The following is a 24,177-nucleotide window of genomic DNA, read 5'->3' on the forward strand; positions in this document are numbered from 1 at the left end:
GACAGAGCAGTTGCCCCTTGCTGTCTTCGTCTCCACCGCAGGGCATTGCCTGCCATGGACACAAATAGTTGGTTGCGGGGGCCGGATTTGAACCGACGACCTTCGGGTTATGAGCCCGACGAGCTACCGAGCTGCTCCACCCCGCGTCCGTATTCTTTCGTTCAGGCTGAGCAGTAGCCTGTTCGAATTCTCTTGTTTATCAACACATTGTGAAACAAGGCTGATGCAAGAACTCAGATGGTTGCGGGGGCCAGATTTGAACTGACGACCTTCGGGTTATGAGCCCGACGAGCTACCGGGCTGCTCCACCCCGCGTCTGAGGTCGCCAATAATAGGCGCCGGCGCTCAGATTGCAAGTAAATATCCTAAAAAAACTTCATTCGTAGATTAAACCGGCATAAATCGCAGGAATTTGCAACAGAGCGCGGTTTTTTCAGGCAAGCAGCTTGTGGGCCAAGCTGGCGCACTACACTCAGATGGTTTGTAACTCCTCGTTTTGGGTAGGTTTATCATGCGTATCTCCGCCGGTCATTGCCGTCAATTGGGGGCCACACCCGAGCACGACGGCGTCAACTTCGCCATCTGGGCCCGTCTTGCCAGTCGGGTCGAACTGCTGCTGTTTGCCAGCGCCGACGATGCCACGCCGGAAGTGATCCCCCTCTCCCCCCGCCTCAACCGCACCGCCTACTACTGGCACATCCATATAGAGGGGATCGGGCTGGGTCAGCGCTACGCCTATCGCATCCAGGGCCCCTGGCGCCCCTACTACGGCACCCGCTTCGATGCCGACAAGGTGCTGCTGGACCCTTATGGCCGCAGCATCGAGCTGGGCGCCAACTACGATCGCTGGGCGGCGGCCCGCCCCGGCAGCAACCTGGCCTGCTGCGCCAAGAACCGGGTGGTGGATACCCGAAACTACGACTGGGAGGGGGACAAGCTGCCTGCCCACTCCCTCTCCCGCTCGGTGATCTACGAGCTGCACCTGGGGGGCTTTACCAAGTCGCCGGACTCGGGGGTCGACCCCGCCCTGCGCGGCACCTACCTCGGCCTTATCGAGAAGATCCCCTACCTGCAATCCCTCGGCGTCACCGCGGTCGAGCTGCTGCCGGTGTTCCAGTTCGATCCCCAGGATGCCCCCAGGGGGCTCTCCAACTACTGGGGCTACAGCCCCATGTCGTTCTTCGCCCCCCACGCCCAGTACGCCAGCGGCGAGGATCCCCTCACCGAGTTTCGCGACATGGTCAAGGCGCTGCACCGCGCCAACATAGAAGTGATCCTGGATGTGGTCTACAACCACACCGCCGAGGGGGGCGACGATGGCCCCACCTTCTCGTTTCGCGGCATCGACAACGAGGCTTACTACATCCTCGATGCCAATCAGAAGGACACCAACTATTCGGGCTGCGGCAACACCTTCAACGGCGCCCACCCGGTGGTGCTGCGCATGATCATGGACAGCCTCCACTTCTGGCGTCAGGAGATGCACGTGGACGGCTTTCGTTTCGACCTGGCGGCCATCCTGTCGAGGGACGAGTCGGGCCAGCCCCAGGCCAATGCACCGACCCTGCGCACCATCGATACCGATCCCCGCATCGCCGACATCAAGCTCATCGCCGAGGCCTGGGATGCGGGAGGCCTCTATCAGGTGGGCAGCCTGGCCGGCGCCCGCTGGCGCGAGTGGAACGGCCAGTTCAGGGACGACGTGCGCCGCTTCCTGCGCGGGGATGACAACGCGGTGATGGCGTTCGTGGAGCGGCTGTGCGGCAGTCCGGACATCTACCACTATCACCACGCCGATCCGGAGAAGAGCATCAACTTCGTCACCTGCCACGACGGCTTTACCCTGTGGGACTGGGCCAGCTACAACGGCAAGCACAACGAGGCCAACGGCGAGCAGAACCGGGATGGCTGCGATCACAACTTCAGCTGGAACCACGGCCAGGAGGGGCCGAGCGAGGATCCCCAGATCAACGCCCTGCGCACTCGTCAGGCCAAGAACATGATGGTGGCCACCCTGCTCTCGGTGGGCTCCCCCATGCTGCTGATGGGGGATGAGGTGCTGCGCACCCAGCACGGCAACAACAACGGCTACTGCCAGGACAACGCCACCTGCTGGATGCAGTGGCAGCCCGATGCCAGGGGGCAGGAGATGTTCCGCTTCATGAAGGAGCTGATCCAGTATCGCAAGCACCTGTTCCAGCGCCCGGAGCAGGAGAGCATGCCGCTGTCGCTGACCGAGATCCTGCGCCACAGCGAGATCTGCTGGCACGGGGTCAACGCCGCCCAGCCGGACTTCGGCCCCCACTCCCACGCCATCGCCATGTCGGCCCTGTCGAGCGAAACCCGGCTGGCCCTCTACGTGCTGTTCAACGCCTACTGGGAGCCGCTCACCTTCAACCTGCCAAGCCCCCCCAAGGGGGTCGGTGGCTACTGGCGCCGGATCCTGGATACCGCCCTGCCCTCGCCCGAGGACATCAGCACCTTCGGCATGCCGCTCGAAGGGTTGACCCGGGAGTACCTGGCCCAGCCGCGCAGCAGCTGCCTCTTCATCTGCGGCGCCGACGACTTCTACTAGAGGCCGCACACCAGGGCCGCAAACAGCCAGCAAAAAGCCCACCCCGGTTGCCCGGGGTGGGCTTTTTCATGATGCCGGTCGGTCAGGCCAGCTGGTGCAGCACGCTGGTCGCCGCGATCTGGGCGATGATGAGGCCGCACAGGGCGGTGGAGACCACCACCGGCGCCGTCTCCTGCTGGCGATAGAGCGGGCTGAACCAGAGCAGCAGGGCGGCGATCAGCAGGGCCGCCTGGGTCAGTACGCCGGGGATCAGGGCGTCGAGGCCGGCGCCGCTCCCCTGCCAGCCCACCAGCACCGCCAGCCAGAGCAGGCTCAGGATGGCGGCCACCAGCCCGGCCAGCGGCAACAGGGTGTTGAACGCCTGCAGACGGTGACGGGCCCGCAGCAGCATCAGATGGGCGAAGGCCGCCCCCAGCAGCACCATCTGCAGCAGGCCGCCAAGCCAGCCCTGGATCTGCAGCAAGCCGATGCCATAGACCAGCAGCGGCACCGCCGGCAGCCAGAACAGGGTGGCCGGGATGGCGCGCTTGCCCTCCAGCCGGGATTGGGCCAGTGACAGCACCACTCCCAGGATCAGGGCGGCGCCGCCACTCCAGATCAGCCAGTCGGCCGCCTTGGCCTCCACCGCCAGCATCAGGGAGAGGCCGGTGATCACCCAGACCGAGAAGAGCTGGGTGGTGATCCGCGAGCGCTGGCCCGGGCAGAGATCACCGCGCCAGAGCACCAGGCCCAGGGCGATGAGGGCCCCCAGCGCCATCAGGCCGGTCAGGGGAAAGAGCCAAAAAGGGAGTTGGACGAACATGACGCCTCCAGCAGCAAGAATTCAGAACGCGCCGATGGCGCCGGATGAAGGGGCCGAGTATACCCAAAGCCGCCGTCATCCCCAATCCCTGCCGCACATCAGCCTGCGACGAAGGGCTCAGCTCTGGCCGCGGGCCAGCGCCACCACCCGGGCGAACATCTGGCGCAGCACCGGCGGGATGTGCTCGCCGCCGAGCCGCTCCGCCTCCTCCACCACCGCCAGCGCCATGCCCGGCTTGCTGCGATGGTGAATCGCCTTGTTGATGATGCGCCCGGCGTTGAGGGTCGAGCGCCCCCCCACCCCGGCTTCACGCCGGAACACCGCCTCGAAGCCGTTGTGGTAGAGGTAGTGCTCTATGTCCGCCGCCGGTAACTGGGTCAGCCTGTCCCGCTCCCGCTCTCCCTTGAGCAGAGAGCGCGCCGAAGTCGCATATTTGACCCCCGCCTCGTCGCCGTCGGTGAGCAGATGCCACTCGATGCCAAAGTCGCGCGCCACCTTGATAAGGGGTGACTGACCACACTGGGCGAACTCGATGATCCGTACCCCCTCCGCTCGCAGGCTGTAGCCGCAGATCTGGGCGAGCTCGGAGAGCAGCCAGATCTCGGTCTCCCCCTCCACCAGCAGCCAGCAGCGGGCAAACATCGACATGGGACGGTTGATGCGCACGTGGAAGGCAATCTTGCGCAGATCGTCGCTGCTGTAGCGCTCGCCCCCCAATTGATGACAGAGAATGTCCTGCTGGCGGCGCACCAGCCGGCGGATCTGGTTGAGGGGCAGCGAGGAGAGCAAGTCCCCCGAATTGGTGGTGAGCAGCTTCTGCCCAGGCAGTTGTTCCAGCAGGCCCCAGGCCAGTGCCAGCATGGTGGGGTGCAGGCGGCTCTCCGGGTCTTCCAGGATCATGATGGGGCGCGCCCCCTGCTCCAGCTCCCGGTTGCCCCGCGCCTGCAGCAGGGTGGCTGCCATGCCCGCCATCGCCAGCTGCAGCGCCCGGTTGTCGGCATTGCGCAGCAGCGCCTGCAGATTGCCGGGATTGCGCAGGGTCATGGGGCGGTTGACGATCTCCCGCTGGCTGCGCGGCTTGTTCTTGATGGGGGCCAGCGCGTTGAAGTAGTGATCCATCAGCTGGCGTACCGCCTGCAGCGCCTCCTTGAGCTCGGGCTCGCCGATGCGCTGGGGCTCGTCAATCAGCTTGTCGGCCAGCTCGCTCAGCCGCAGCTCGGAGAGATCCCCCCACTGCAGGGTCTCCACCCCGCTTCGGGCGGTACGGGCATCTCGCAGCCGGAACACCGGGTTCATGGTGATGAGCAGGCAGACCAGCTCGTGGGCATTGTCGATGGCCAGGCTCTTGCCGATGCCATCGAGAAAGTCGTGGGTGGTGGTGACGGAGCCATCGTTCTGCAGCTCGGCGCTGGCGCGGTAGTGAATCCGGTGAAACTTGTCCTTGTGCTTGATCCAGGCAGCGCCGAGGCGGGCCAGTCGCTGGGAGTGCAGGCACATCTGGGGCCTGTGCTCGCTGAAGGTGAGCACCAGTTGCAGGTGGCGGGCCGGCTCGAGCTCGGGATCTTCGGGCTGATGGAAGTCATCGCTGCTGAACTGGTAGGGCTCGGCATCCTGGCCCAGCAGACACCAGAGGGCACGCAACAGGCTGGACTTACCCCAGGCGTTCTCGCCGATGAGCACTGTGGTGTGGTCCAGCCCGAGCGAGAGGCGATTTATTCCGCGAAAACCTTTGACTTCAATGCGTTCCAGAAACATGCGGCCATATCCAGTCCATCCTGATGGCGCAATAGTGGCAAAGTTGTCGGGAAAATCCTATCGGGTCGTGGCGATTTTCAGCGGGAACTGTGAGGAACGAGCGGTTCGGGCGGGGTCGGCATGCCAAGGCGGCCCTGGGGGGCGTTCCAGTGGCTGAACCAGAGGTGGCGGGTGCGAGTCTGACGTTTGCGATGATTCAAGGGCATCTCCTGTGCGGGTTGAAGGAACGAGGCTCCCCCTCGTTGCCAACCAATCTGCCGCTTATCTGTGACAGGAGGATGACAGCTGGCTGCGCCACTGACCCGGGGTGAGGCCAAACGCTTCGCGAAAGCGGTTGCCAAGGTGGGCCTGGGACGAGAAACCGCACTGGATGGCGATGCTGGCCAGGGAGTCGGCACCGGCCAGCAGCTGCTTGGCCCGCTTGAGCCGCAGCCCCAGCAGGTAGCGGTGGGGTGGGCAGCCCAGGCTCTGGCCGAACATGCGGGCGAAGTGGTATTCGCTCAGACCCGCCTCCTGTGCCAACTCGGCCAGGGTGACAGGCTCCGCCAGATGGGCCAGCAGGTACTCCTGCACCCGCCGGATCACCGCTGGTGCCAGCCCGCCGCGCACCTCGGGCAGCGGTGGCGCCTCCCGGGTGTGGTGGCGATAGGCGTGCAGCATCAGCATCCAGGCGCCGTGAGAGAGCGCCATCCTGTCCACCTGATGCTGCCAGTCCAGCTGCATCAGCTGGCCCTGCACCAGGCTGGCGGCCAGCGGATCGTCGATGAAGGTCTTGTCCTCCAGCAGCAGGTGGCGCCCCTCCTTGTCGCACACCTCTTCGGCGATGCGGGTCAGGTGGGCCGGGGTGAAGTAGAGGTGGAAGAAGCGAAACTCCTCGCGCACCAGCCACTCGGATCTGTGGTGATCCGGCATGATGCACACCTTGCCAGTGCCGCCGTGGCCACCCGGACCGTCCAGCCGCTCGGTCTGCTCGCCCCCCTGCAAGTAGACGCTCAGGGTATGGTGGCCCGGTTTGTGATAGCGGGTCTGATCGTAACAGTTGCGCCAGCTGGCGACGCCAAGGCCAGGTTCCAGCCAGCAGGCGTTCTCCAGTCGCGCGCCCGTGCTGACCAGTGCATCGAATACTCCCGCCAGCTTAGTCTGCAGCACCCGCTCTGTTCCTCTTGTTGCTTGCCTATGGCCCCTGTGCGCCATCTTAACGCGGCGCGGCGGCAAAGGCTTCGGCTGCCCGTAAAAAACCGCAAGATGGTGTAAGCCCGCCACCACCGCCCGCTGCATGCTGATCCCATGTCGTTCTCATCTCACCGGATACCCCATGAACCTGATGCTCTATCTTGCCACCGTCCTTATCTGGGGCAGCACCTGGATCGCCATCGCCTGGCAGCTCGGCCCCATCCCCATCGAGGTTTCGGTGCTCTATCGTTTCGCCCTGGCGGCGCTGGCGCTGTTTACCCTGCTCACGGCGAGCGGCCGTTTCCCGCGCCTGCCCTGGGCGGGCCAGCGTTACGCCGCCCTGCTCGGCGCCCTGCTCTTTTCCACCAACTTTCTCTGCTTCTACCACGCCACCCTCTATATCCCGAGCGGCATGTCGGCGGTGATCTTCGCCAGCGCCAGCATCTTCAACGGCCTCAACCTCTGGCTGTTCGAGGGGAAAAGACCCGGCCTGCGCTGGTTGCAAGGATCCTTGCTGGGGCTTCTCGGCACCCTGTTGCTGTTCTGGCCCGTGCTCGTGGATGCGCAACTCGGTGCAAACGGCTGGAAGGGGCTGCTGTTTGCCTGCGCCGGCACCCTCTGCTTCTCCCTGGGCAACCTGGTCTCGGCCCGGGGCCAGCGCCAGGGCTATCACGTGCTGCAGATGGTGCCCTGGGGCATGGTCTACGGCGTGGCGCTGCTGCTGGGCTGGGTCACGGTACTCGGTCAGTCCCTGACGCTGCCCACCGATCCTCGCTACCTGGCGGCCATGGTCTATCTGGCCATCTTCGGCTCCGTCATCGCCTTCACCGCCTACCTCACCCTGGTGGGGCGCATCGGCCCCAGCAAGGCGGCCTACGCCACCGTGCTCTTCCCCCTGGTGGCGCTGACCCTCTCCACCTTCTATGAAGGCTTCGTCTGGCAGACGGTGTCGGTGGTCGGCGTGGTGGTGAGCCTCATCGGCAACCTGGTGATCTTCGCCCCGCCCGTCAAGGCGTGGCGCTGGCCGCTGGCACGGGCTACAAACGGTACTTGCCCCTGATGCCACCAGCCCCTAAGGTAACCGCTTTCAACAGACGAGGACGGGAGAGAGCATGTTACTGGAAGGGCTGGAGACACTCTGCCTGCTGGCGAGCGAGGGCACCATGGCCAAGGTCGCAAGCCGCCTCTATATCAGCCAGTCGGCAGTCAGCAAGCGCATCGCCCAGCTGGAGCAGCGCCTCGGCAAGAAGCTCGTCGAGCCGGATGGACGCCACACCCGCCTCACTCCCCAGGCCAGGGAACTGCTCACCCGGGTGGCCCCGAGCCTGGCCGAGATGAAGGGGGTGCTGACGGACAGCCAGATCCTCACCGACCAGACTCCCCTGCCCGTCGCCTGCTCCGAGACCCTGCTGGCGGGCTACCTCGCCCGCTTCATGCACGACTACCTCGAGCGTGATCCCCATATCGCCCTCTCCACCCACCACACGCCGGTGATCCTGGCCCGGGTGCGTGGCGGCGACGCCCTGCTCGGCATCTGCGCCGGGCGCCTGCCACCGGGGCACGGCCTGTGCACCGAACGACTGCTGGAGGAGCCCTTCTATCTGGTGGGCGATGATCAGGGGGACGCCAGAATCGGGGATCAGGAGGGGGAGCGCAGGATACTGACCATGGATCTGGAGAACCCCTCCAACCGCTACCTGCGCGAGCCGCTGGCGGCCCTCGGCCTGACGCCGGCCATGGAGCTCGACTCCTACCTGGCGCTGATCGAGCTGGCCAAGGCGGGCATTGGCCCCGTGCTGCTGCCGGCCGGCCTGCTGGCCCTGGTGGGTGAGCAAGGGACACGGGCCCGCCCCCTGCCGGGGCTGGGGCGCCCGCTCCACCTGGTCTACCGGCCAAACAGCCTCAAGCGCGAGCGCATCGCCCGCCTGGTGCAGGCCCTGCAGGCCCATTTCCGGCAGCTGACGGCGCAGAGCTGAAAAACAAGAGGGCCCGATCCAGCGGATCGGGCCCTCTCTATATCCCTTCTCCCTTGTGCAAGGCGTCAGCCCAGCCAGGCAAAGAGCTCGGGATACTGGCTCCACACCAGCTTGACGGACATCAAGAGGGAGACGGTCACCAGCAGCGGCTTGATGAGCTTGACCCCCTTCTTGAGCACCAGCTTGGAGCCCATGCGGGCCCCGATGAACTGCCCCAGCGCCATGCACAAACCGACGCTCCACACCACCTTTCCCCCCAGGGTAAAGAACAGCAGGGAGGCGATGTTGGAGGTGAAGTTGAGCAGCTTGGTGTGAGCTGTGGCCCGGGCCATGCCAAAGCCCGCCAGGGCCACGAAGCCGATGGCAAAAAACGATCCCGTGCCCGGCCCGAAGAAGCCGTCATAGAAACCCACGCCACCGCCCACCAGCAGGGCGAATGCCATGGGAGTGAGGCGACGCTGGCTCTCCGCATCGCTCACCCGGGGGGAGAAGTAGAAGTAGCAGGCAAACGCCATCAGCAGGAAGGGCAGCAGCCGCTCCAGGATGGCGGCATCTATGGTCTGCACCGCCAGGGTGCCGATGGCCGCGCCGATGAAGGTGCAGATGACCGCCGGCCAGATGATGGCCCACTCCAGCAGCCCCTTGCGGGCATAAAACCAGGTGGCGGAGAAGGAGCCGAAACTGCTCTGCAACTTGTTGGTGCCAAGCACCAGGGCCGGCGGCATGCCGGTGGCGAGCAGAGCGGGCACCGTCAGCAGGCCCCCGCCGCCGGCAATGGCATCGATGAAGCCGGCCACCAGGGCCACGCCAAACAGGGCAAGCAGGGTAAAGAGTTCCAGTTCCATCCATCGCCTCGCGAAATTGACCGGGGCCCGCAAAGGCCCGCACAGCGCAGGCTCGCCATGAGCCTGATAAACACCGCAGGTCGCTATCCTAATGGGGCTTGGCTCATGACGCCAACGAAACGGTGGCAGGCAATTGATTCCTGATTTTCATCAGTCAACCGCCCCATGGCGTGGCTGGCACGCGTGCGATCCCCTCGCCCGTCTTGATCAGGCCGCGTCGGGCGCGCAGCAGGTCACTCCATCGGCCTTGATGTCGGCCAGCGCCTGCTGCAGATGGGCCTCATCCTCGCCGAGAGCCCGGCTGACCCGGCCCGCCATGTAGCGGCTGCTGAAGAGATTGAACCACAGCTGCAGCGTCTGTCCCGCCGCCAGCTCGCCGGCCACCTCCAGCACGCAGGCCGCCACCTCGGCGGTGCACAGGTGCTCGTCGCAGTGGGCCACTCGCATGCCATAGGTGGAGAGCGCATCCGGCTTGATGGAGAGCACCGGAAAACCGTCCAGATAGGGGCTCTTGTTGAACATCTTGCGCGCCTCGGGCCAGGTGCCGTCCAGCAGGATGAAGAGCGGCTTCTTGCCGGGAACCGGGGTCACCACAGAAGTGAGCCGGGCCGGCTCCTTCTCGCAGGCGGGAAAAACCACATAGGGTTGCCAGGCGGGATCCGCCAGCAGGGCCAGCAGCTCGGGATGGGGCTGGGTGCGCGACCAGAGAAATGCCCAGGTGGTATCCGGCAGCACATCGGCGATGAGGCGGCCGGTATTGGAGGGTTTCATCGGTTCGCTGTCGTACATCAGCAGGCAGAAGCCGGCCTCCGCCTTGAGCTCGGGGCGCCACTCGCAGGCACACCAGTCGTGGCGCAGCTGGCAGGCTTCGCAGCGCGGCACGCTGCCGCCACGGGCGAGGAAGGGTCGGGTCGAGACGCTCTTGCGCCAGATGCGCAGGCGATTGACGGCGTGATCGGGGATTGGCTTCATGGAACGCGGCTCTGACGGTGCCTTTGGCAGGACAAAAAGGGGGCAGATTGTAACGGTGCGCCCTCTGCGCAGCAAGGCCCCCCATCTGGGGCAAGCCGGGATGCCGCGCCTCTTTGATACTTGGTCGTCAATCCATGCACCCACGCATGGGACACAGGAGGACGACGATGGCAGAACAAGACATTGCCCGCGAGCACGCCCTGGCCGAAGGCACTACCTTCACCTGGCACGAGCTCTATCTCCCCGATGCCGAGGCCGGGATCCGTTTCTACACCGAGGTGCTCGGCTGGGAGAGCCAGACCATGACGATGGAAGGCGGCGACTACCCCATGCTGGTTGCCAATGGCAGGCCGATCGCCGGCGTGCAGTCTACCCGGGGCAATCCCGAGATGGCCGGCGTACCCCCCCACTGGGCAACCTATATCGCGGTGGATGACGTAGATGCCAGGGTGCTCAGGGTCAACCAGTACGGCGGCACCGTGGTGGTGCCCGCCATGAACATCCCGGGGGTCGGGCGCATGGCCCTGATTGCGGATCCGCAAGGGGCGCACATCTGGCTGTTCACCCCCGACCCCATGTGACATCGCCAACCGCAACAACGACAGAGGGGCCCGCGGGCCCCTCTGTCACGTTCGGCAAGCCGTCAGACCGCCTTGCGCAGGATCTGCTCCAGATAGTGCGCGAAGCTGTGGCCGTGATGCTCCAGCAGTTTCGGGAACATGGAGATGGAGGTCATGCCCGGGAAGGTGTTGATTTCGTTCAGCAGGATCTCCCCCTCTTCGGTCAGGAAGAAGTCGATGCGCGAGAGGTGGGTCAGTTTGAGCTGACGGAACGCCTTGAGGGCATACTCGTGGATGGCATCGGCCTGGGCCTGGCTCAGCCCCTCGGCACGCAGCGCGGTCTCGGTGTGGCTGGCGCTGCTGTACTTCTCTTCATAGGTGTAGAACTTGTCCTGCGGCACGCAGATCTCGCCCGGGTAGGTAGCCACCAGCTCATCACCGTACTGGTAGACCGCCACTTCCAGCTCGCGCGGCTTGACCGCTTTTTCGATCAGTACCTGCTCGGAGTAACCGAAGGCATCGGCAATGCCCTTCACCAGATCCGCTTCGTTGCTGGCGGAGTAGCAGCCGACGGAAGAGCCCTGGGAGGCCGCCTTGATGAAGACCTTGCCCCACTTGGCCAGCGCCGCTTTCGCCTCGGTCAGGCTCGCCTCGCCCTGCTCGGTCAGGAACAGATAAGGGGTGTTGGGGATGCCGAGGGCGGTGAGCCACAGCTTGGTGGTGATCTTGTTGAAGCACACCTTGCTCGCCTCGGCGTCGCAGCCGAGGTAAGGCAGGCCGGCCAACTCGAGGAAGGATTGCAGATCGCCGGTCTCACCCGGATAGCCGTGGATGCAGGGCACCACGTAATCCACCGGACGGGCCACGCTGTCGAACGAGAGCAGCTTGTCCAGCCCCAGCTTGCACTCGCGGCCGTCGGCGCTGAGCCAGCGGTCGGCAAACATCTCGACCCGAGTCACTTCCACGCCGGGCAGGAGAGAGAGCTGTTTTTCGAGGAAATTGGCACTGCGCAGCGAGACTTCGTGTTCGGAGCCACCGCCGCCACACAGCAGCAAGACATGGATGTTCTTCATTAGATGTGATCCCTTGGGAAAAGCGGCTTCGCCATCACCATTTAAAACCCAACCGCATTAAAACCGGACGAAGCCAGATACGAAGATAAGTGCGGGCCAGTGTAGCAAGGGAGATCGAGCCTTGTCAGCCGATGGGCGCCCCATCCGCCGACAAGAGCCATAAAAATTCCCGCCTGTGTCAGAAATTGGATGAAAAGAGCTCAGCGCGGCGGATCGAGCCGGCCATTGCCGCTGCCGTTGACCCGAAACCAGCCGGCGATGCTGTAACGCTCCTGGTTGGCGGGCAGCACCTCGTGGGGGAACTCTTCGGATAGAAACAGCACCAGTCGCCCGCCCCGGGGGGAGACGTCCATCAGAAACTGCTCGTCGTCACCGTACATGCGCAGCACCCCGCCCGCCTCTGGCTGCCAGTCGTTGTTCAAGTAAAACACCGAGGTGAGGCGGCGGTTGGAGCGCCCGGCGAAGGCGTCGCGATGGGTGGCATAGAAGTCACCGCTGCGGTAGCGGGCAAAGTGGGCCTCGTAGTCGAACAACCCGAGCATCAGCATCCGGTTGGCGGCCAGCCGCAGCGCCTCCATCCGGGCCAGGTAGTCGGCCACCGGCGCGCCGAGGGAAGCGTCGAGCCAGTGGATCTGATCCCGGCGAATGTCGCGGTTGTCCTGATGCAGGGTATCGCGGCCGATCCCCGCCGGTCGCCACTCGTCCGGCAGACAGGCCCTGAGGGCATCCACCTCGGCGGCGGTTAAAAAATCATCCACTATCACCCATCCCCGGGTGTATATGGCGTCCATGACGGCTTGATAGTCCAAGATTGACTCGCAACAAGTGGAAAGAGGGCGCTTTTTAGCGACTTCCCGGCCAAGACACAAACCGGTTTGCTTCTCTTGAGAAGTCCCACCATCAATACGCCATCCGGGCCGCCAAGCCCCCCATTATCTCGACCCGATCGCCACTCTGTGATCCGGCGCACTCAATCTGCTCCCAGCAAGGGAACACTCCGGCTTGCTCCCCGCCGCCGCCCCCGTTAACGTGGTGCAATGTGCCCTGAATGGGCCCCACTCAAAGGAGTCTTTCATGTCTTTGCCCGAACTCACTCTGCAACGCCTCGACGGCAGCGAACTGCCGCTCGCCTCCCTCGCGGGTCAGGTCATTCTGGTGGTCAACGTGGCCAGCCGCTGCGGCTTTACCCCTCAATACACGGGGCTGGAGGCACTCTATCGGGAGCTGGGGCCCGAGGGGCTGGTCATCCTGGGCTTCCCCTGCGATCAGTTCGGCCACCAGGAACCGGGCGATGCCGAGGAGATCGCCCGTTTCTGCTCCCTCGACTATCCGGTCAGCTTCCCCATCATGGCCAAGTGCGAGGTCAACGGCGAACAGGCCCACCCCTTCTATCAGTGGCTCAAGAAAGAGAAGCCGGGTCTGCTGGGGCTGGAGAACGTCAAGTGGAACTTCACCAAGTTCCTGATCGATCGGGACGGTCAGGTGGTGGACCGCTTTGCCCCCACCACCAAACCGGAAAACCTGGTCGCCCCCATCCGCGATCTGCTCTGATTGCCTGAACCTGCCTAATTGAGCGGCCGGTGCGACAGCTACTGCGCAGCGGCCGCGCTTTTGCTATATTACGCCCCCGTTATCACTTTCATCCCGTGGCCGGCCCCGTGCGCCGGTCACCCGCTGAGCCCAAGGCTCACCAGAGGAGTCTCTCTCGAACATGTCATTCAACGAACTGGGTCTGTCCCCGCACATCCTGCGGGCCGTCAAGGAGCTGGGTTACGAACAGCCAACCCCCATCCAGCAGCAAGCCATTCCCGCCATTCTGGCCGGGCAGGACGTGCTCGGCGGCGCCCAGACAGGCACAGGCAAGACGGCCGGCTTCACCCTGCCCATGCTGCAGCGGCTGCTGGCCAACCATGGCCGCGGCCGTCGTCAGGTGCGCGCCCTGGTGCTCACCCCGACCCGCGAGCTGGCCGCCCAGGTGGGCGAGAGCATCATCAAATATGCCCACCACCTGCCGTTTCGCACCCTGATCGCCTACGGCGGTGTCAGCATCAAGCCCAATCTGGACGCCATCAAGCTCGGCATCGACATCCTGGTGGCCACCCCGGGCCGCTTGCTGGATCTGCTGACCCAGGGCGCCCTAACCCTGACCGAGCTGGAAGTGCTGGTGCTGGATGAGGCGGATCGCATGCTCGACATGGGCTTCATCCACGACATCCGCCGCATCATGAAAGCCCTGCCCGCCGAGCGGCAGACCCTGCTCTTCTCCGCCACCTTCTCGGACGACATCAAGGCGCTGGCGGACGATCTGCTGAACGACCCGACCCTGATCGAGGTCGACCCCAGCAACACCGCCGCCGAACAGGTGACCCAGCGCATCATCCAGGTCGACCGGGAACGGCGCCGCGAGCTGCTCTCCCACATGATTGGCCGCGGCAACTGGCAGCGGGTACTGGTGTTTGTGCGCACCAAGCAGATTGCCGACAGGCTCGCCCAGCAGATGCAAAAGGATGGCCTGGATACCGTCGCCATTCACGGCGACAAGAGCCAGGGTGCCCGCAACCGGGCGTTGGCGGATTTTCGCGAGGGCAAGGTGCGAGTGCTGGTGGCGACCGACATCGCCGCCCGGGGTCTGGACATCGATCAGCTGCCCCACGTGATCAACTTCGAGCTGCCCCAGATGGCGGAGGATTACATCCACCGCATCGGCCGCACCGGCCGCGCCGGTCGTGGCGGCGAGGCCATCTCGCTGGTGAGCCAGGACGAGCTGGGTCAGCTCAAGGCCATCGAGGCGCTTATCGGCCAATCCCTCTCCGTCGAGATCCTGGACGGCTATGAGCCCAGCGGCAAACCGAGCCGGCAGACCCTGCCGGGCAGCAAGCCGGTACAAAATCCGCCGCGCGCCCGTGGCGCCGCCAATGCCAAGGGCGGCAACGGCAAATCCGCTGCAGGCAAGAGCAAGGCAAAGAGCGATGGCGGCAAGAAGCCCGCCCCGGCGCGCAAGCGGGAAGTAGTGGGCGAGGATATCGGCTTTGCCCCCATGCGCCGCCTGCCGAAGGCCCAGCGCGACGACTATCAGGACAACTCCAACGAGGAGTAACAGGCCGTCCTGAACCCGTCATAACAAAAAACCGCCCGAGGGCGGTTTTTTTCATGATGGCGTCACTGGCCTGTCAGTGCCCTCTGTCGCAATGGACATGTGCAGCAACGGATATGGCCTGCCCTGCCCGTCCAGCGCCGAGCGGCCCACCACCTCGAAGCCCAGGTGGCGATAAAAATCGAGTGCCGGTTCATTTTGCTCGTTGACGTCCACCCGGGTCGCCCCCAGCCGGGCGATGGCATCGGCCACCAGCAGGCGGCCAACCCCGCCCCCGCGCAGGGCGGGGTCGATGAAGAGCATCTCGATATTGCCCTCGTGTACCCCGCAAAAGCCGGCGATCCCCTGCTCACTGCGGGCGCAGGTGAGGGTCACTGCGTCAAAGTAATGTTCCAGAATGAGCTCGCGCAGAGGGGTTATCTCCTCCTCCCGCAAAAAGTGGTGAGTGGCGCGCACCGACGCCTCCCACAGCGCGATCAGAGCCTGATAATCCCCGCGCGATGCCTGCTCCAGTCTCATATCGTGCTCACTCAATCGCTTGATTGTTTGGGGCCTGTCCGGTCGTTGTCATAGCGTCGACCTGCTTGAGGACAAACCCCTTCTCGATGCCGGCCTTGAAGCCCAGCTTTTCATAGAGGCGGTGGGCTTCATCGCGCCCCTCCCCCGACAGCAGCATCACCTTGTAGCAATCCTGCTGCCAGGCAAGCTCAAGCGCATGGGTCAGCAACTGCCGGCTGATGCCCCGGCGCCGAAACGCAGAGGCCGTCACCACGTGCTCTATGATGCCAAACGGCCGGCCACCGTTGGTCAGGGTCGCGACCACGCCAAGCTGGCAGGTGGCCGCCAGCTGGCCATCCACCTCCGCCACCAGCAGGTGAAGGTGCGGCTGGGTCAGCAGGGCCGTCAGTGCCGTGCGGGCAGCATCCGGCGCAAGCGCGGGGTCATGGGGGCGCAACTCCCGATAGAGTGCCAGCAGGCCGGCCATATCCTGCAGGGTACAGCGCCTTATGAGCGTCATCCTTCCTTCTCCTTGAACCATGGCGACACACCGCCACCCTGGACGAGGGTCGCAAACCTCGGGGGCACCATCCCTGCAAATCGGCAAACGCGCCTCAGCGGGTCTTGACCGCCTGCAGCAGCACCGACAGATCCGGCCCAAACTGACGGGTGCGAATGGCCTCACGGATATCACTTTCGCTATAACGGCTGGCCGGATAGAGCAGCACGCAAGCGGTGTCGCCGGGCTTGAGAAAGTGGGTTTCGCCAAACGGGGTATAGCGGGTGGCCCCGATGCTGATGAGGGCATGAGCCGGACGCCCGGCCTGGGCCAGCAGCCCCTGGATGTGCTCTGCCGGCCCCTCGTCCTGCTGATGGTTGAACTTGTCGATGGCCCACGTCAGCAGCTGGCCGTGGAAGTAGCTGTAATCCACCGCCGCGCTGTCGACCCCGTAGGGGTGCAGCTCGCCATCCCGCTCCAGATAGCAGGCGATGCGGTAGTCATCGAGCTCGCAGCCGGCGGCGAAGTGGGAAAGAGGCAACAACGCGGGGGCCAGCCCCTTGCTCTCTTCACCCCAGTTCTTCTTCTCGCTGATCTTTTTGGCGTTGGGACGGCGGATGGAGCAGTCGTTGTAGGCACCAAAGGCGCGCGGATGGATGGCCACCACCTGCTCCCCCGCGTACTCCAGCTCGCACCAGAGCGCCACTTCCGGCTCTATCTGCACTTTCTCATCGCCGCTCACCGCCGCTTCCGGCAAGAAGATGGCATCGCCGCTCAAGGGGAAGACGCCGAGCTGGCCGGGGTGGCCCGGCACGTAGAAGGGGAACAGCGCCTTGGGGGCGCTGGTGTCACGCACCGCCACCGCCACGAAATCCGAGGCCTCGCCGGCCTGCTCCAGATGACCGGCGAAATTGCCCGCCACCCCGAGTCCGATAAACTTGCTCTCTGCTGTCACTTGCATCTTCTCACCTGCATCTTGCCAAAGCGAAGGCAGCGGCCCGGCACGGGGCGGCTGCCGCAAACGTGGCGAGGATTAAAACACAAGGGTCTGCCCTCGCCCAGCCTGCACGCCCCATCCTGTGCGCCAGCGCGAACTTTTGCCGGCCGCTCGGCGAGCTTGTGAACAACCGACATGACCGAACTCACTCGACCATGTGCGGCGCATGCCCTTGATCACGGCAACATGCGGCGCATTGATCAACCCTGCGCCCCGGAAACAGATCGTTTCCACATCCTGCCGCCTTGCCCCTTGGGGCGGCCCGCCAACTTTGTTAGGCTGCCCGCCATGCCAATCCGCACATTCAAGGATGCCTGTCGATGTCAGCACAGCACTTTCAGGGCCGCTTCGAGGTCGAGTTCAAATACAGGCTCGGCGATGTCGAGGCCTTCACCACGGCCCTCGCCGCACTCAATCCCGAGGTGATGCTGGAGCGCAACCAGGAGCAGGACACCTACTTCGACACACCGGACCGCAGCCTGAACGCGGCGGGCAAGAGCCTGCTGATCCGCGCCATGCAGCCCTCCGGCATCCAGCTCTGGATCGTGAAGGGGCCCGAACCCGATCGCTGCGAGGCGGTCAACATCACCGACGCCGACAAGGCCATCAGCATGCTGCACACCCTGGGTTACCAGCCGATACTGACCCTTCGCAAAGTGCGCAGCATCTATTTCGTCGGCCCCTTTCACGTCACCCTGGATCACCTGGCGGGGCTCGGCGATTTTGCCGAGCTGGCCATCATGACCGATGACGAGGCCCTGCTGCCGGGCTATCGCCAGCAACTGCTGTCCCTGGCCGCCCAGCTCGGGCTGGACCCCGCACGGCTGGAAACCCGCTCCTACCGCACCCTGTGCGAACAAGCCACCACCCCATCACCAGAGAGACGTTCATGATCGACAAACTCGCCTGGCTGACCTTCAAGGATCAGCAACTGCTCTGTGCCCGCTCCCACGGCAAGCACATCTACTACATTCCCGGCGGCAAGCGCGAAGCGGGAGAGAGCGACGAGGCGGCGCTGATGCGCGAAATCGAGGAGGAGCTAGCCGTGACCCTCAAGCCAGAGACCCTGGCGTTTGCCTGTGAGTTCAGCGCCCAGGCCGACGGCAAGCCAGAGGGGGTCAACGTCAGGCTGCGCTGCTACACCGGCGAGGCTGACGGCACGCCCGTCGCCTCGGCGGAGATCGCCGAGCTGCGCTGGCTCGACAGCCGCCATCTGGCCGAGATCTCACCGGTATCCCGGCTGCTGTTTGCCTGGCTGGTCGAACAGAAGCTTATACGCTAGGAAAACTGCCCGGGTGGCGTGATCGGGCGCACCCGACGAATGGCAACGACTTGAAATTGGCGGCGGAAACGGCGAGTCTAGCCAGTCATCCTGCCGCCGGTTCCGTTGGTGGCAGGCGCCGCGGCAGACCGGGCCAGCGGCGTGAACTTCGTTGACAAGGACTCCTGATGGACATAGTTGAGGTTGATACCACCCAGGGCATCAAGCCTGCCCTCATCACTTTGCTGCAAGATAGCGTGGCCAGTGGCGCCTCGGTGGGCTTCCTGCCGCCGCTGACCGAAGAGCAGGGGCTCGTCTATTGGCAGGGCATAGAGACGGAGCTGGCCGCGGGCAGCCGCCGGCTCTGGGTCGCTTTTGAGCAACACCAGCTGGTCGGTGCCCTCCAGCTCTCGCTGTGCACCAAGGCCAATGGCCGTCACCGCGCCGAGGTGGAAAAACTGATGGTGCACAGTCTCCACCGTGGCAAGGGGGTCGGCCGTGCCCTGATGGCCAGCATGGAGCAAGGGGCCAGAGAGGCCGGCCGTAGCCTGCTGGTGCTCGACACCCGGGTGGGCGATGCCGCCTCCCGCCTCTATCGCCAGCTGGGCTACCAGGAGGCGGGCCAGATCCCCGCCTTTGCCCGCAGTGCCGACGGCACCCTGGCGGCCACCCTCTTCTTCTACAAGCAGCTCTGAGGCTCGCACCACACCTCCACTGAACTGCCGCGCCCTCCCTATGGAGGGCGTGCAGTTTTTCCCTGCATTTTGCCCTTCAAAAACAATCAAATCGGTCAGATGGATTAATTCTGATCCGACTACAGCCCCATTTGAGCGCCATTTTTCCTTCACCTCACGCCAGGCGAGGCGTATGGTGTGGCAGAAAGACCCGTTTGCATACCAATCGGGTACCGCTCACTGTCTTGAGGAATACTGCATGTCTATCCTGCCTCGTACCGTCACCTCCCCCAAAAAGTTCATCATCGGCCACGATCTGCTGCCCCAACTCCATGATCACGTAAAAGATTTCGGCGACAACGCCCTGCTTGTCAGCGACGAATTCATTCTGGAGCGAGTGCGGGAAGAGGCGCTGGCCGGCCTGCTGCAGGCAGGTCTGAAGGGAGCGGTCGAGAAGTTCAACTACGAATGTACCGACATCGAGATCCGCCGCCTGTGCGATCTGGCCGAGCAGCAGGGGGCCAACGTCATCGTCGGCATCGGCGGCGGCAAGACCCTGGACGTCGCCAAGGCGGTGGCCTTCTACCTGCGGCGCCCGGTGGTACTGTTTCCTACCATCGCCTCCACCGATGCCCCCTGCACCGCCCTCGCGGTGATCTACAACCCGGCCGGCGAGTTCGAACGCTATCTGTTCCTGCCCCAGAACCCGGACGTGGTGATCGCCGATACCGCCATCATAGCGGCGGCCCCCGCCCGCTTCTTTGCCGCCGGCGTGGGCGATGCACTCGCCACCTATTTCGAGGCCCGTGCCTGTTACCGGGCCGACGGCATCAATCTGGTGGGCAAGCGCCCCTCCCGCACCGGCCTCGGGCTGGCCCGGCTCTGCTATGAACTGCTGGGGGAGAACATCGAGCTGGCGATGGACGCGGTGCGCCATCACGTCACCACCCCGGCGCTGGAGCAGACCATCGAGGCCACCATCTATCTGAGTGGCGTAGGCGCCGAGGCGGGCGGCCTGGCGGCTGCCCATGCGGTCAACAACGGCATGTCGGTGGTGCCAGATCTGCACCGGGCCCAGCATGGTGAGAAAGTGGTGTTCGGCCTGCTCACCCAGCTGGTGCTCGAGCACGCCCCCCAGGCCGAGCTCGACGAGGTGATGCGCATCATCCAGCTGGCCGGCCTGCCCATGACCCTGCAGGAGATGGGGCTGAGCCAGTTCGTGGAGAGTGAGTGGCGTCAGGTGGCCAAGCTTGCCTGCGATCCCCTCGACACCATGGGCAACATGCCGATGAGCGTCAGCGAGCAGGATGTCTACCACGCCATGATCGCGGCCAATGCCATGGCCGAGCGCTACCGGGCCCGTCACCCACGCACCTGATCGGCACTCAAGTAATATCGTGATCAAACCGGCAAGGTCGGCCCCTGTGGCCGGCCTTGTCATTCCCCGTCCGACCTGCTGCAATGGCCCTTTTCCCCTTGGGACAAGGAGTCACCATGATATTGGAAGTCGCCCATCTGCAGGTCATCCCCGGTCAGGCTGCCGCCTTCGAGCAGGCATTTTCCCAGGCTCAACGGATCATCAGCACCATGCCGGGCTATGGCGGACACCAGCTCCAGCGCTCGCTGACCGACTCCCACCGCTATCTGCTGCTGGTCAACTGGCAGCGCCTCGAAGATCACACCCAGGGCTTTCGTGGCTCACCCCAGTACCAGCAGTGGAAGGCCCTGCTCCATCACTTCTACGATCCCTTCCCCACGGTCGAGCACTACCGGCAGGTCACGCTGGATAAAGAAGAGTTGCGGGAACAGGCACACGGCCAGCGCTAAGGCGGATACCTGGTGTCAGGGCCAAAATGACGGCTGAGGCGGCATTGCCTCGTCAGGTGTGCAACCAGATAAATGGCACAGGGGGGCTGTTAACCGAGAGAGAAGTGAGGAAGGATGATCAGGGGGCCAAGCAGAACGTGGATCATCCGCGCCCAGACTAGGCCCCCGATGGGAAGATCAGGCCTGCCGTTCGGCCCGTGCCCTGATCTCGGGGGCGGCAAAGGCCTCCTGAGCCGCGATCAGCTGCAACTCGTAGGCATCGGCCTGCCAGGTGTGCAGCAATACCGTATCCACCGCCGCGTTGGTGCGCTCGAACGCGCTGACGGCATCGTAACCCGCCTGCAGATTGGCCAGCATCAGCGCGCTGATGAGATCCCCCACGCCCACCGGCTGACGAGCAAACTCGTAGAGCGGACGAGCAATCAGATAATCCCCCTCGGGGGTGGCCAGCAGCATCTCGAAGCGGCCCGGCTCGCGGGCGGCACGTCCAAGATGCTTGACCAGCACCATCTTCACCCCGCGTGCCAGCAGACGATGGGCGGCGGCTCGGGTCTGGGCCAGATCGGTCAGATGAACGTCGCACAGTGTCTCCAGCTCCAGCAGATTGGGGGCCATGACATCGGCCACCGGCAGCGCCTTCTCGGTCAAAAAGCGGGTCACCCCAGGCGCGACTATGCACCCTTTCTCCGGGTGGCCCATCACGGGATCGCAAAAATAGATGGCGGCAGGGTTGGCGGCCTTGACCGCGGCCACCACCGTCAGGATCTCGTCCCCCTGCTCCGCCGAGCCGAGATATCCGCTCAGCACAGCATCACAATGTCCCAGCACCCCGATGTCCGAGAGCCCCATGCACAGGGCGCTGATATGCCCTGCAGGCATGGCCATCCCCTGCCAACCGGCCGCATATTGGGTATGGTTGGAGAACTGCACCGTGTTGATGGGCCATACCTCCATGCCGAGACGGCGCATGGGGAATACGGCAGCGCTGTTGCCGGCACAGCCGAACACCACGTGGGACTGGATAGAGAGAATGCGTTTCATCGACATCACCGCAGAGAAGAGTCAGGGGAAAGGCGCAATATATCGGATGAAGATATTGAACTTCCACCCTTGATCAGCACAAACCCTTATTTGGTCTGCTCCAGCCTCGAGGAGACTCGCGTTGTCACCCACATCCCTCTCCCTCTTTACTGCCATGCCAGAGTCCGAGACAGTGGATGACACCGGCGTGGTTTGAAATGGTGATGAAACATTCTTGCTTGATGGCATATGAGCTTAATAAATCGGCTCTTTTTGTTGAACCGTGCGATGGCATGCGAACAGGCAGATGGTCGAGTGCAGCCCTGGCCTCAACAAGGCAGCAAGGCAGCAAGGCAGCAAGGCAGCAAGGCAGCAAGGCAGCAAGGCAGCAAGGCAGCAAGGCAGCGTAGTGAAAGGAAGAAACTACGTCAGCGCAAGTGAGGAGCTCACGGCCGACCAAAGGCAGGATCGGGCTGGTCGGCCCGATCCGGTTTATCAGGGGCGAGCGAAGTGGTAGACCCAGCCCTCGTCCAAAGCCATCTCGGCGGGCGGCGCCACCAGTGCCGGCAACAGGGAGACACTCCCCTTGGCGGCGTATTGCAGCGCCATCAGGGCGCAGATGGCGGCATCGTAGCGATCGGTTCCCGCCGTTACATCGGCAGGCAGATGCTGCAGCAACTCGGCACGCACCGTCGATGCCTTGCCCCCCGTCTTGGCAAGGGCGGGATAGACCTCCAGCACAGCGCGATCGGCCTCTGCCTGCTGCTTGGGCACCAGTTGCAAGTCGGCCAACCTCGGCAGCATGGCAAGCGCCAGGGTTGCATTGTTGCCGAGCCTGTCGAAGGTGGCCGAGAGCGGCTTCTTGCCATATTGCTCATGGAGCCAGCGTTCGCAGTCCCGGTAGGCATAAGGGTTGTCTATCTCGCGCTGAGGCACGGCGCACTCGGTCGCCCTCCCCGCCAGCAGCTCGCCAAAGGCACGAGGAAACGCCAGCGGCGCGTCTATCCCCAGCGCCAGCTGCGGGCAGGCCAGCACCTGCAGCAGGTGGATCTCGTCGTGCAGCGCCGGGCGCAGCAAGGCATCCAGATCCGGCGCAACCCGTGAGCTCAACCGAAACAGGGGCGATACGCCAAACCAGTGCAGCCGCTGCTCACGCGCCTGCCACCCCACCACGGCCACGGCCTGGGCACTGCCCTGCCAGCCTCTTACGTCCCAGCCGATGCCGATGGCATCCATGTGTTCCATTGTCATGCCAGTGTCACCTCTGCACGCTATCAATGCTGCACAGGGTAATGGCTGGCGCCCCTAAAGCAAGGCTGGCGGCGCGGCTTAGAAGGATTTCTTGAAATTGATCAGCGGCAAGATGGGGAAAACCCCGTTCTCGGCGTAGTTGGCGAGGCCGATCTGCAGACCGTCCAGGTGTTTGGTGGCGTTGATGAAGCCCAGCTGGAAGGTGGTGCGCTCGGCATAGTTGACGAAGCCGACGTTGGCCAGGGCATTGCCCTTGGCGATGTTGACGGCCCCCCAGTTGAGGCCCTGTACATTGTTGGTCAGGTTGACGAAGCCAAGGTTGACCCCCTTGTCCTGACCCTCGTGCCAGTTGAGTGCGTTGATCGCCACCCCGCCAAACTGGTGGCGTACCCGGCCGGCACCGAAAAAGACGCCAAGCTGCAGACCGGTGAATTGATCCACGTCGGAGAGGGCGAAAACGGGCAGATCGATCCCCTTCACCTGACCGGTGCGACCATAAAGAACAGAGGCTCTGGCCCCCTCGACCTGGTGAGACGCGGGCAGATTGACGCCGGGCAGGGAGAGCTGGACAGGGGTACTGGCGTGGGCAACGCCGCCAAGGGCAACAGACCCCAGGGCAAGCAACAGGCGGGCAGGTTTCATCGATGCATTCCTCGAGGCTCAGGGAGTGCATCAGCCTACCAGCCCTGTGGCCCGGTAACGAGGCCGAAGCGAGCTGGCTGCGTCACCCCTCGTCTGAATCCAGCCAATCAGACTGGACAGACCAGAGTCAACATTTCGCCAAAAATTAACATTTATATCATTTACATCAAGCCTCATTTGATAACACAATGCTTAAACGTACGTTTGAACAGAGCAAGCGATACGCAACGACTTGAGGATGTAGTCGCATAGTTGTAACCCAACCCGGGCCATCGGCCCTTTTGCAATACCTTCTGCCAACCACGGAGACGCGCGATGAATATGGACGTAATCAAGACCTTTACCGAGCAGATGCAAGGCTTTGCCGCCCCCCTCACCCGTTACAACCAGCTGCTGGCCAGCAATATCGAGCAGTTGACCCGGCTGCAGCTGGCCTCCGCCAACGCCTATGCCGAGCTGGGGCTGAACCAGCTGCAGGCTGCCGGCAAGGTGCAGGATGCCCAGAGCCTGGCAGCCCTCGGCACCGTCCAGCTGGAGACCGCCAGCCAGCTCTCCCGCCAGATGCTGGACGACATCCAGAAGCTCAACGCCCTCGGCCAGCAGTTCAAGGACGATCTGGACGCCCTGACTGCCGACGGCATCAAAAAGAGCACGGGCAAGGCCTGATATCCCCCTGGCTGCCC

The 24,177-nt window shown here is 64.0% G+C and carries 26 protein-coding genes and 2 tRNA genes; 12 read left to right on the top strand and 16 right to left on the bottom strand.

The window, feature by feature from the left end; all coding sequences use genetic code 11:
* Positions 1-69: 69 nt before the first annotated feature.
* A tRNA-Met gene (locus BN1143_RS01070) sits at positions 70-146 on the bottom strand.
* A 92-nt stretch (positions 147-238) separates the two neighbouring features.
* A tRNA-Met gene (locus BN1143_RS01075) sits at positions 239-315 on the bottom strand.
* Positions 316-511: 196 nt separating this feature from the next.
* Between BN1143_RS01075 and glgX the strand changes: the two genes are divergently transcribed.
* Complete coding sequence (gene glgX, locus BN1143_RS01080) at positions 512-2,575, top strand: glycogen debranching protein GlgX (protein ID WP_042049337.1); 2,064 nt, start codon at positions 512-514, stop codon at positions 2,573-2,575.
* 82 nt (positions 2,576-2,657) lie between these two features.
* Here glgX and BN1143_RS01085 read toward each other — a convergent pair whose 3' ends face one another.
* The 4 genes from BN1143_RS01085 to BN1143_RS01095 form a co-directional block, all read right to left on the bottom strand.
* Positions 2,658-3,377, bottom strand: coding sequence for a hypothetical protein (locus BN1143_RS01085; RefSeq protein WP_017780170.1), 720 nt, complete (start codon positions 3,375-3,377; stop codon positions 2,658-2,660).
* A 117-nt stretch (positions 3,378-3,494) separates the two neighbouring features.
* Positions 3,495-5,132 carry an ATP-dependent endonuclease gene (locus tag BN1143_RS01090; RefSeq protein ID WP_042049338.1) on the bottom strand — a complete coding sequence of 546 codons (1,638 nt, stop codon included), beginning with the start codon at positions 5,130-5,132 and terminating at the stop codon, positions 3,495-3,497.
* Between the two features lie 77 nt (positions 5,133-5,209).
* Positions 5,210-5,332, bottom strand: a complete 123-nt coding sequence (locus tag BN1143_RS22835; protein ID WP_254902163.1) for a hypothetical protein — start codon at positions 5,330-5,332, stop codon at positions 5,210-5,212.
* Between the two features lie 61 nt (positions 5,333-5,393).
* Complete coding sequence (locus BN1143_RS01095) at positions 5,394-6,281, bottom strand: helix-turn-helix domain-containing protein (protein WP_042049339.1); 888 nt, start codon at positions 6,279-6,281, stop codon at positions 5,394-5,396.
* A 166-nt stretch (positions 6,282-6,447) separates the two neighbouring features.
* Between BN1143_RS01095 and BN1143_RS01100 the strand changes: the two genes are divergently transcribed.
* Positions 6,448-7,365, top strand: a complete 918-nt coding sequence (locus BN1143_RS01100; RefSeq protein ID WP_042049340.1) for a DMT family transporter — start codon at positions 6,448-6,450, stop codon at positions 7,363-7,365.
* A gap of 52 nt (positions 7,366-7,417) precedes the next feature.
* The gene (locus BN1143_RS01105; RefSeq protein WP_042049341.1) at positions 7,418-8,281 is read left to right on the top strand and encodes a LysR family transcriptional regulator; all 864 of its coding nucleotides are present in this window, start codon (positions 7,418-7,420) and stop codon (positions 8,279-8,281) included.
* Positions 8,282-8,346: 65 nt separating this feature from the next.
* Here the strand turns inward: BN1143_RS01105 and BN1143_RS01110 are convergent, their stop codons facing one another.
* Positions 8,347-9,126, bottom strand: coding sequence for a TSUP family transporter (locus BN1143_RS01110; RefSeq protein ID WP_010634092.1), 780 nt, complete (start codon positions 9,124-9,126; stop codon positions 8,347-8,349).
* 207 nt (positions 9,127-9,333) lie between these two features.
* A complete protein-coding gene (locus BN1143_RS01115; protein ID WP_042049342.1) occupies positions 9,334-10,098 on the bottom strand; it encodes a tRNA-uridine aminocarboxypropyltransferase in 765 nt (254 codons plus the stop codon).
* 167 nt (positions 10,099-10,265) lie between these two features.
* Between BN1143_RS01115 and BN1143_RS01120 the strand changes: the two genes are divergently transcribed.
* The gene (locus BN1143_RS01120; protein WP_042049343.1) at positions 10,266-10,679 is read left to right on the top strand and encodes a VOC family protein; all 414 of its coding nucleotides are present in this window, start codon (positions 10,266-10,268) and stop codon (positions 10,677-10,679) included.
* Between the two features lie 62 nt (positions 10,680-10,741).
* Here the strand turns inward: BN1143_RS01120 and BN1143_RS01125 are convergent, their stop codons facing one another.
* Both BN1143_RS01125 and BN1143_RS01130 read right to left on the bottom strand, forming a co-directional pair.
* Complete coding sequence (locus BN1143_RS01125; protein WP_017783977.1) at positions 10,742-11,731, bottom strand: D-alanine--D-alanine ligase; 990 nt, start codon at positions 11,729-11,731, stop codon at positions 10,742-10,744.
* 200 nt (positions 11,732-11,931) lie between these two features.
* Positions 11,932-12,540 (bottom strand): 2OG-Fe(II) oxygenase, encoded by a 609-nt coding sequence (locus BN1143_RS01130; RefSeq protein WP_019838799.1) that lies wholly within the window; start codon positions 12,538-12,540, stop codon positions 11,932-11,934.
* A 265-nt stretch (positions 12,541-12,805) separates the two neighbouring features.
* Here BN1143_RS01130 and BN1143_RS01135 point away from each other — a divergent pair, with 265 nt between their 5' ends.
* Together BN1143_RS01135 and BN1143_RS01140 are read left to right on the top strand one after the other, a co-directional pair.
* Positions 12,806-13,282 (top strand): glutathione peroxidase, encoded by a 477-nt coding sequence (locus tag BN1143_RS01135; protein WP_010634097.1) that lies wholly within the window; start codon positions 12,806-12,808, stop codon positions 13,280-13,282.
* Between the two features lie 160 nt (positions 13,283-13,442).
* Positions 13,443-14,828: a DEAD/DEAH box helicase gene (locus BN1143_RS01140; protein ID WP_042049344.1), complete on the top strand. Its 1,386-nt coding sequence runs from the start codon at positions 13,443-13,445 to the stop codon at positions 14,826-14,828.
* Positions 14,829-14,879: 51 nt separating this feature from the next.
* Here the strand turns inward: BN1143_RS01140 and BN1143_RS01145 are convergent, their stop codons facing one another.
* The 3 genes from BN1143_RS01145 to BN1143_RS01155 all read right to left on the bottom strand — a co-directional run bounded on the left by BN1143_RS01145 (position 14,880) and on the right by BN1143_RS01155 (position 16,783).
* Positions 14,880-15,344 carry a GNAT family N-acetyltransferase gene (locus BN1143_RS01145; RefSeq protein ID WP_042049345.1) on the bottom strand — a complete coding sequence of 155 codons (465 nt, stop codon included), beginning with the start codon at positions 15,342-15,344 and terminating at the stop codon, positions 14,880-14,882.
* A 7-nt stretch (positions 15,345-15,351) separates the two neighbouring features.
* Positions 15,352-15,843: a GNAT family N-acetyltransferase gene (locus BN1143_RS01150; protein WP_042049346.1), complete on the bottom strand. Its 492-nt coding sequence runs from the start codon at positions 15,841-15,843 to the stop codon at positions 15,352-15,354.
* Positions 15,844-15,937: 94 nt separating this feature from the next.
* Complete coding sequence (locus tag BN1143_RS01155; protein WP_042049348.1) at positions 15,938-16,783, bottom strand: DUF5718 family protein; 846 nt, start codon at positions 16,781-16,783, stop codon at positions 15,938-15,940.
* A gap of 356 nt (positions 16,784-17,139) precedes the next feature.
* Between BN1143_RS01155 and cyaB the strand changes: the two genes are divergently transcribed.
* The 5 genes from cyaB (at position 17,140) to BN1143_RS01180 (ending at position 20,581) form a co-directional block, all read left to right on the top strand.
* On the top strand, positions 17,140-17,712 hold the full coding sequence (gene cyaB, locus BN1143_RS01160) for a class IV adenylate cyclase (RefSeq protein WP_042049349.1): 573 nt from the start codon (positions 17,140-17,142) through the stop codon (positions 17,710-17,712).
* Entirely contained in the window at positions 17,709-18,101 is a 393-nt protein-coding gene (locus BN1143_RS01165; protein WP_005300447.1) for an NUDIX hydrolase, read from the top strand. Before cyaB ends, BN1143_RS01165 begins: the two co-directional genes overlap by 4 nt.
* A 167-nt stretch (positions 18,102-18,268) precedes the next feature.
* Complete coding sequence (locus tag BN1143_RS01170) at positions 18,269-18,775, top strand: GNAT family N-acetyltransferase (RefSeq protein WP_005300445.1); 507 nt, start codon at positions 18,269-18,271, stop codon at positions 18,773-18,775.
* A 238-nt stretch (positions 18,776-19,013) separates the two neighbouring features.
* The gene (locus tag BN1143_RS01175) at positions 19,014-20,132 is read left to right on the top strand and encodes a glycerol dehydrogenase (RefSeq protein WP_019838808.1); all 1,119 of its coding nucleotides are present in this window, start codon (positions 19,014-19,016) and stop codon (positions 20,130-20,132) included.
* A 116-nt stretch (positions 20,133-20,248) separates the two neighbouring features.
* A complete protein-coding gene (locus BN1143_RS01180) occupies positions 20,249-20,581 on the top strand; it encodes an antibiotic biosynthesis monooxygenase family protein (RefSeq protein WP_042049350.1) in 333 nt (110 codons plus the stop codon).
* 177 nt (positions 20,582-20,758) lie between these two features.
* On the opposite strand, the gene pdxY is transcribed toward BN1143_RS01180, so the two are convergent.
* From pdxY to BN1143_RS01195, 3 genes are all read right to left on the bottom strand, one after another.
* Complete coding sequence (gene pdxY / locus BN1143_RS01185) at positions 20,759-21,622, bottom strand: pyridoxal kinase PdxY (protein ID WP_042049351.1); 864 nt, start codon at positions 21,620-21,622, stop codon at positions 20,759-20,761.
* A 474-nt stretch (positions 21,623-22,096) separates the two neighbouring features.
* Complete coding sequence (locus tag BN1143_RS01190) at positions 22,097-22,852, bottom strand: DUF429 domain-containing protein (RefSeq protein ID WP_042049352.1); 756 nt, start codon at positions 22,850-22,852, stop codon at positions 22,097-22,099.
* A gap of 78 nt (positions 22,853-22,930) precedes the next feature.
* Positions 22,931-23,494 (bottom strand): VC2662 family protein, encoded by a 564-nt coding sequence (locus tag BN1143_RS01195; RefSeq protein WP_017765419.1) that lies wholly within the window; start codon positions 23,492-23,494, stop codon positions 22,931-22,933.
* A gap of 315 nt (positions 23,495-23,809) precedes the next feature.
* Between BN1143_RS01195 and BN1143_RS01200 the strand changes: the two genes are divergently transcribed.
* A complete protein-coding gene (locus BN1143_RS01200; RefSeq protein WP_005300428.1) occupies positions 23,810-24,160 on the top strand; it encodes a phasin family protein in 351 nt (116 codons plus the stop codon).
* Positions 24,161-24,177: the final 17 nt, after the last annotated feature.

The sequence above is a fragment of the Aeromonas dhakensis genome (genome assembly GCF_000820305.1).
Classification (GTDB): domain Bacteria; phylum Pseudomonadota; class Gammaproteobacteria; order Enterobacterales; family Aeromonadaceae; genus Aeromonas; species Aeromonas dhakensis.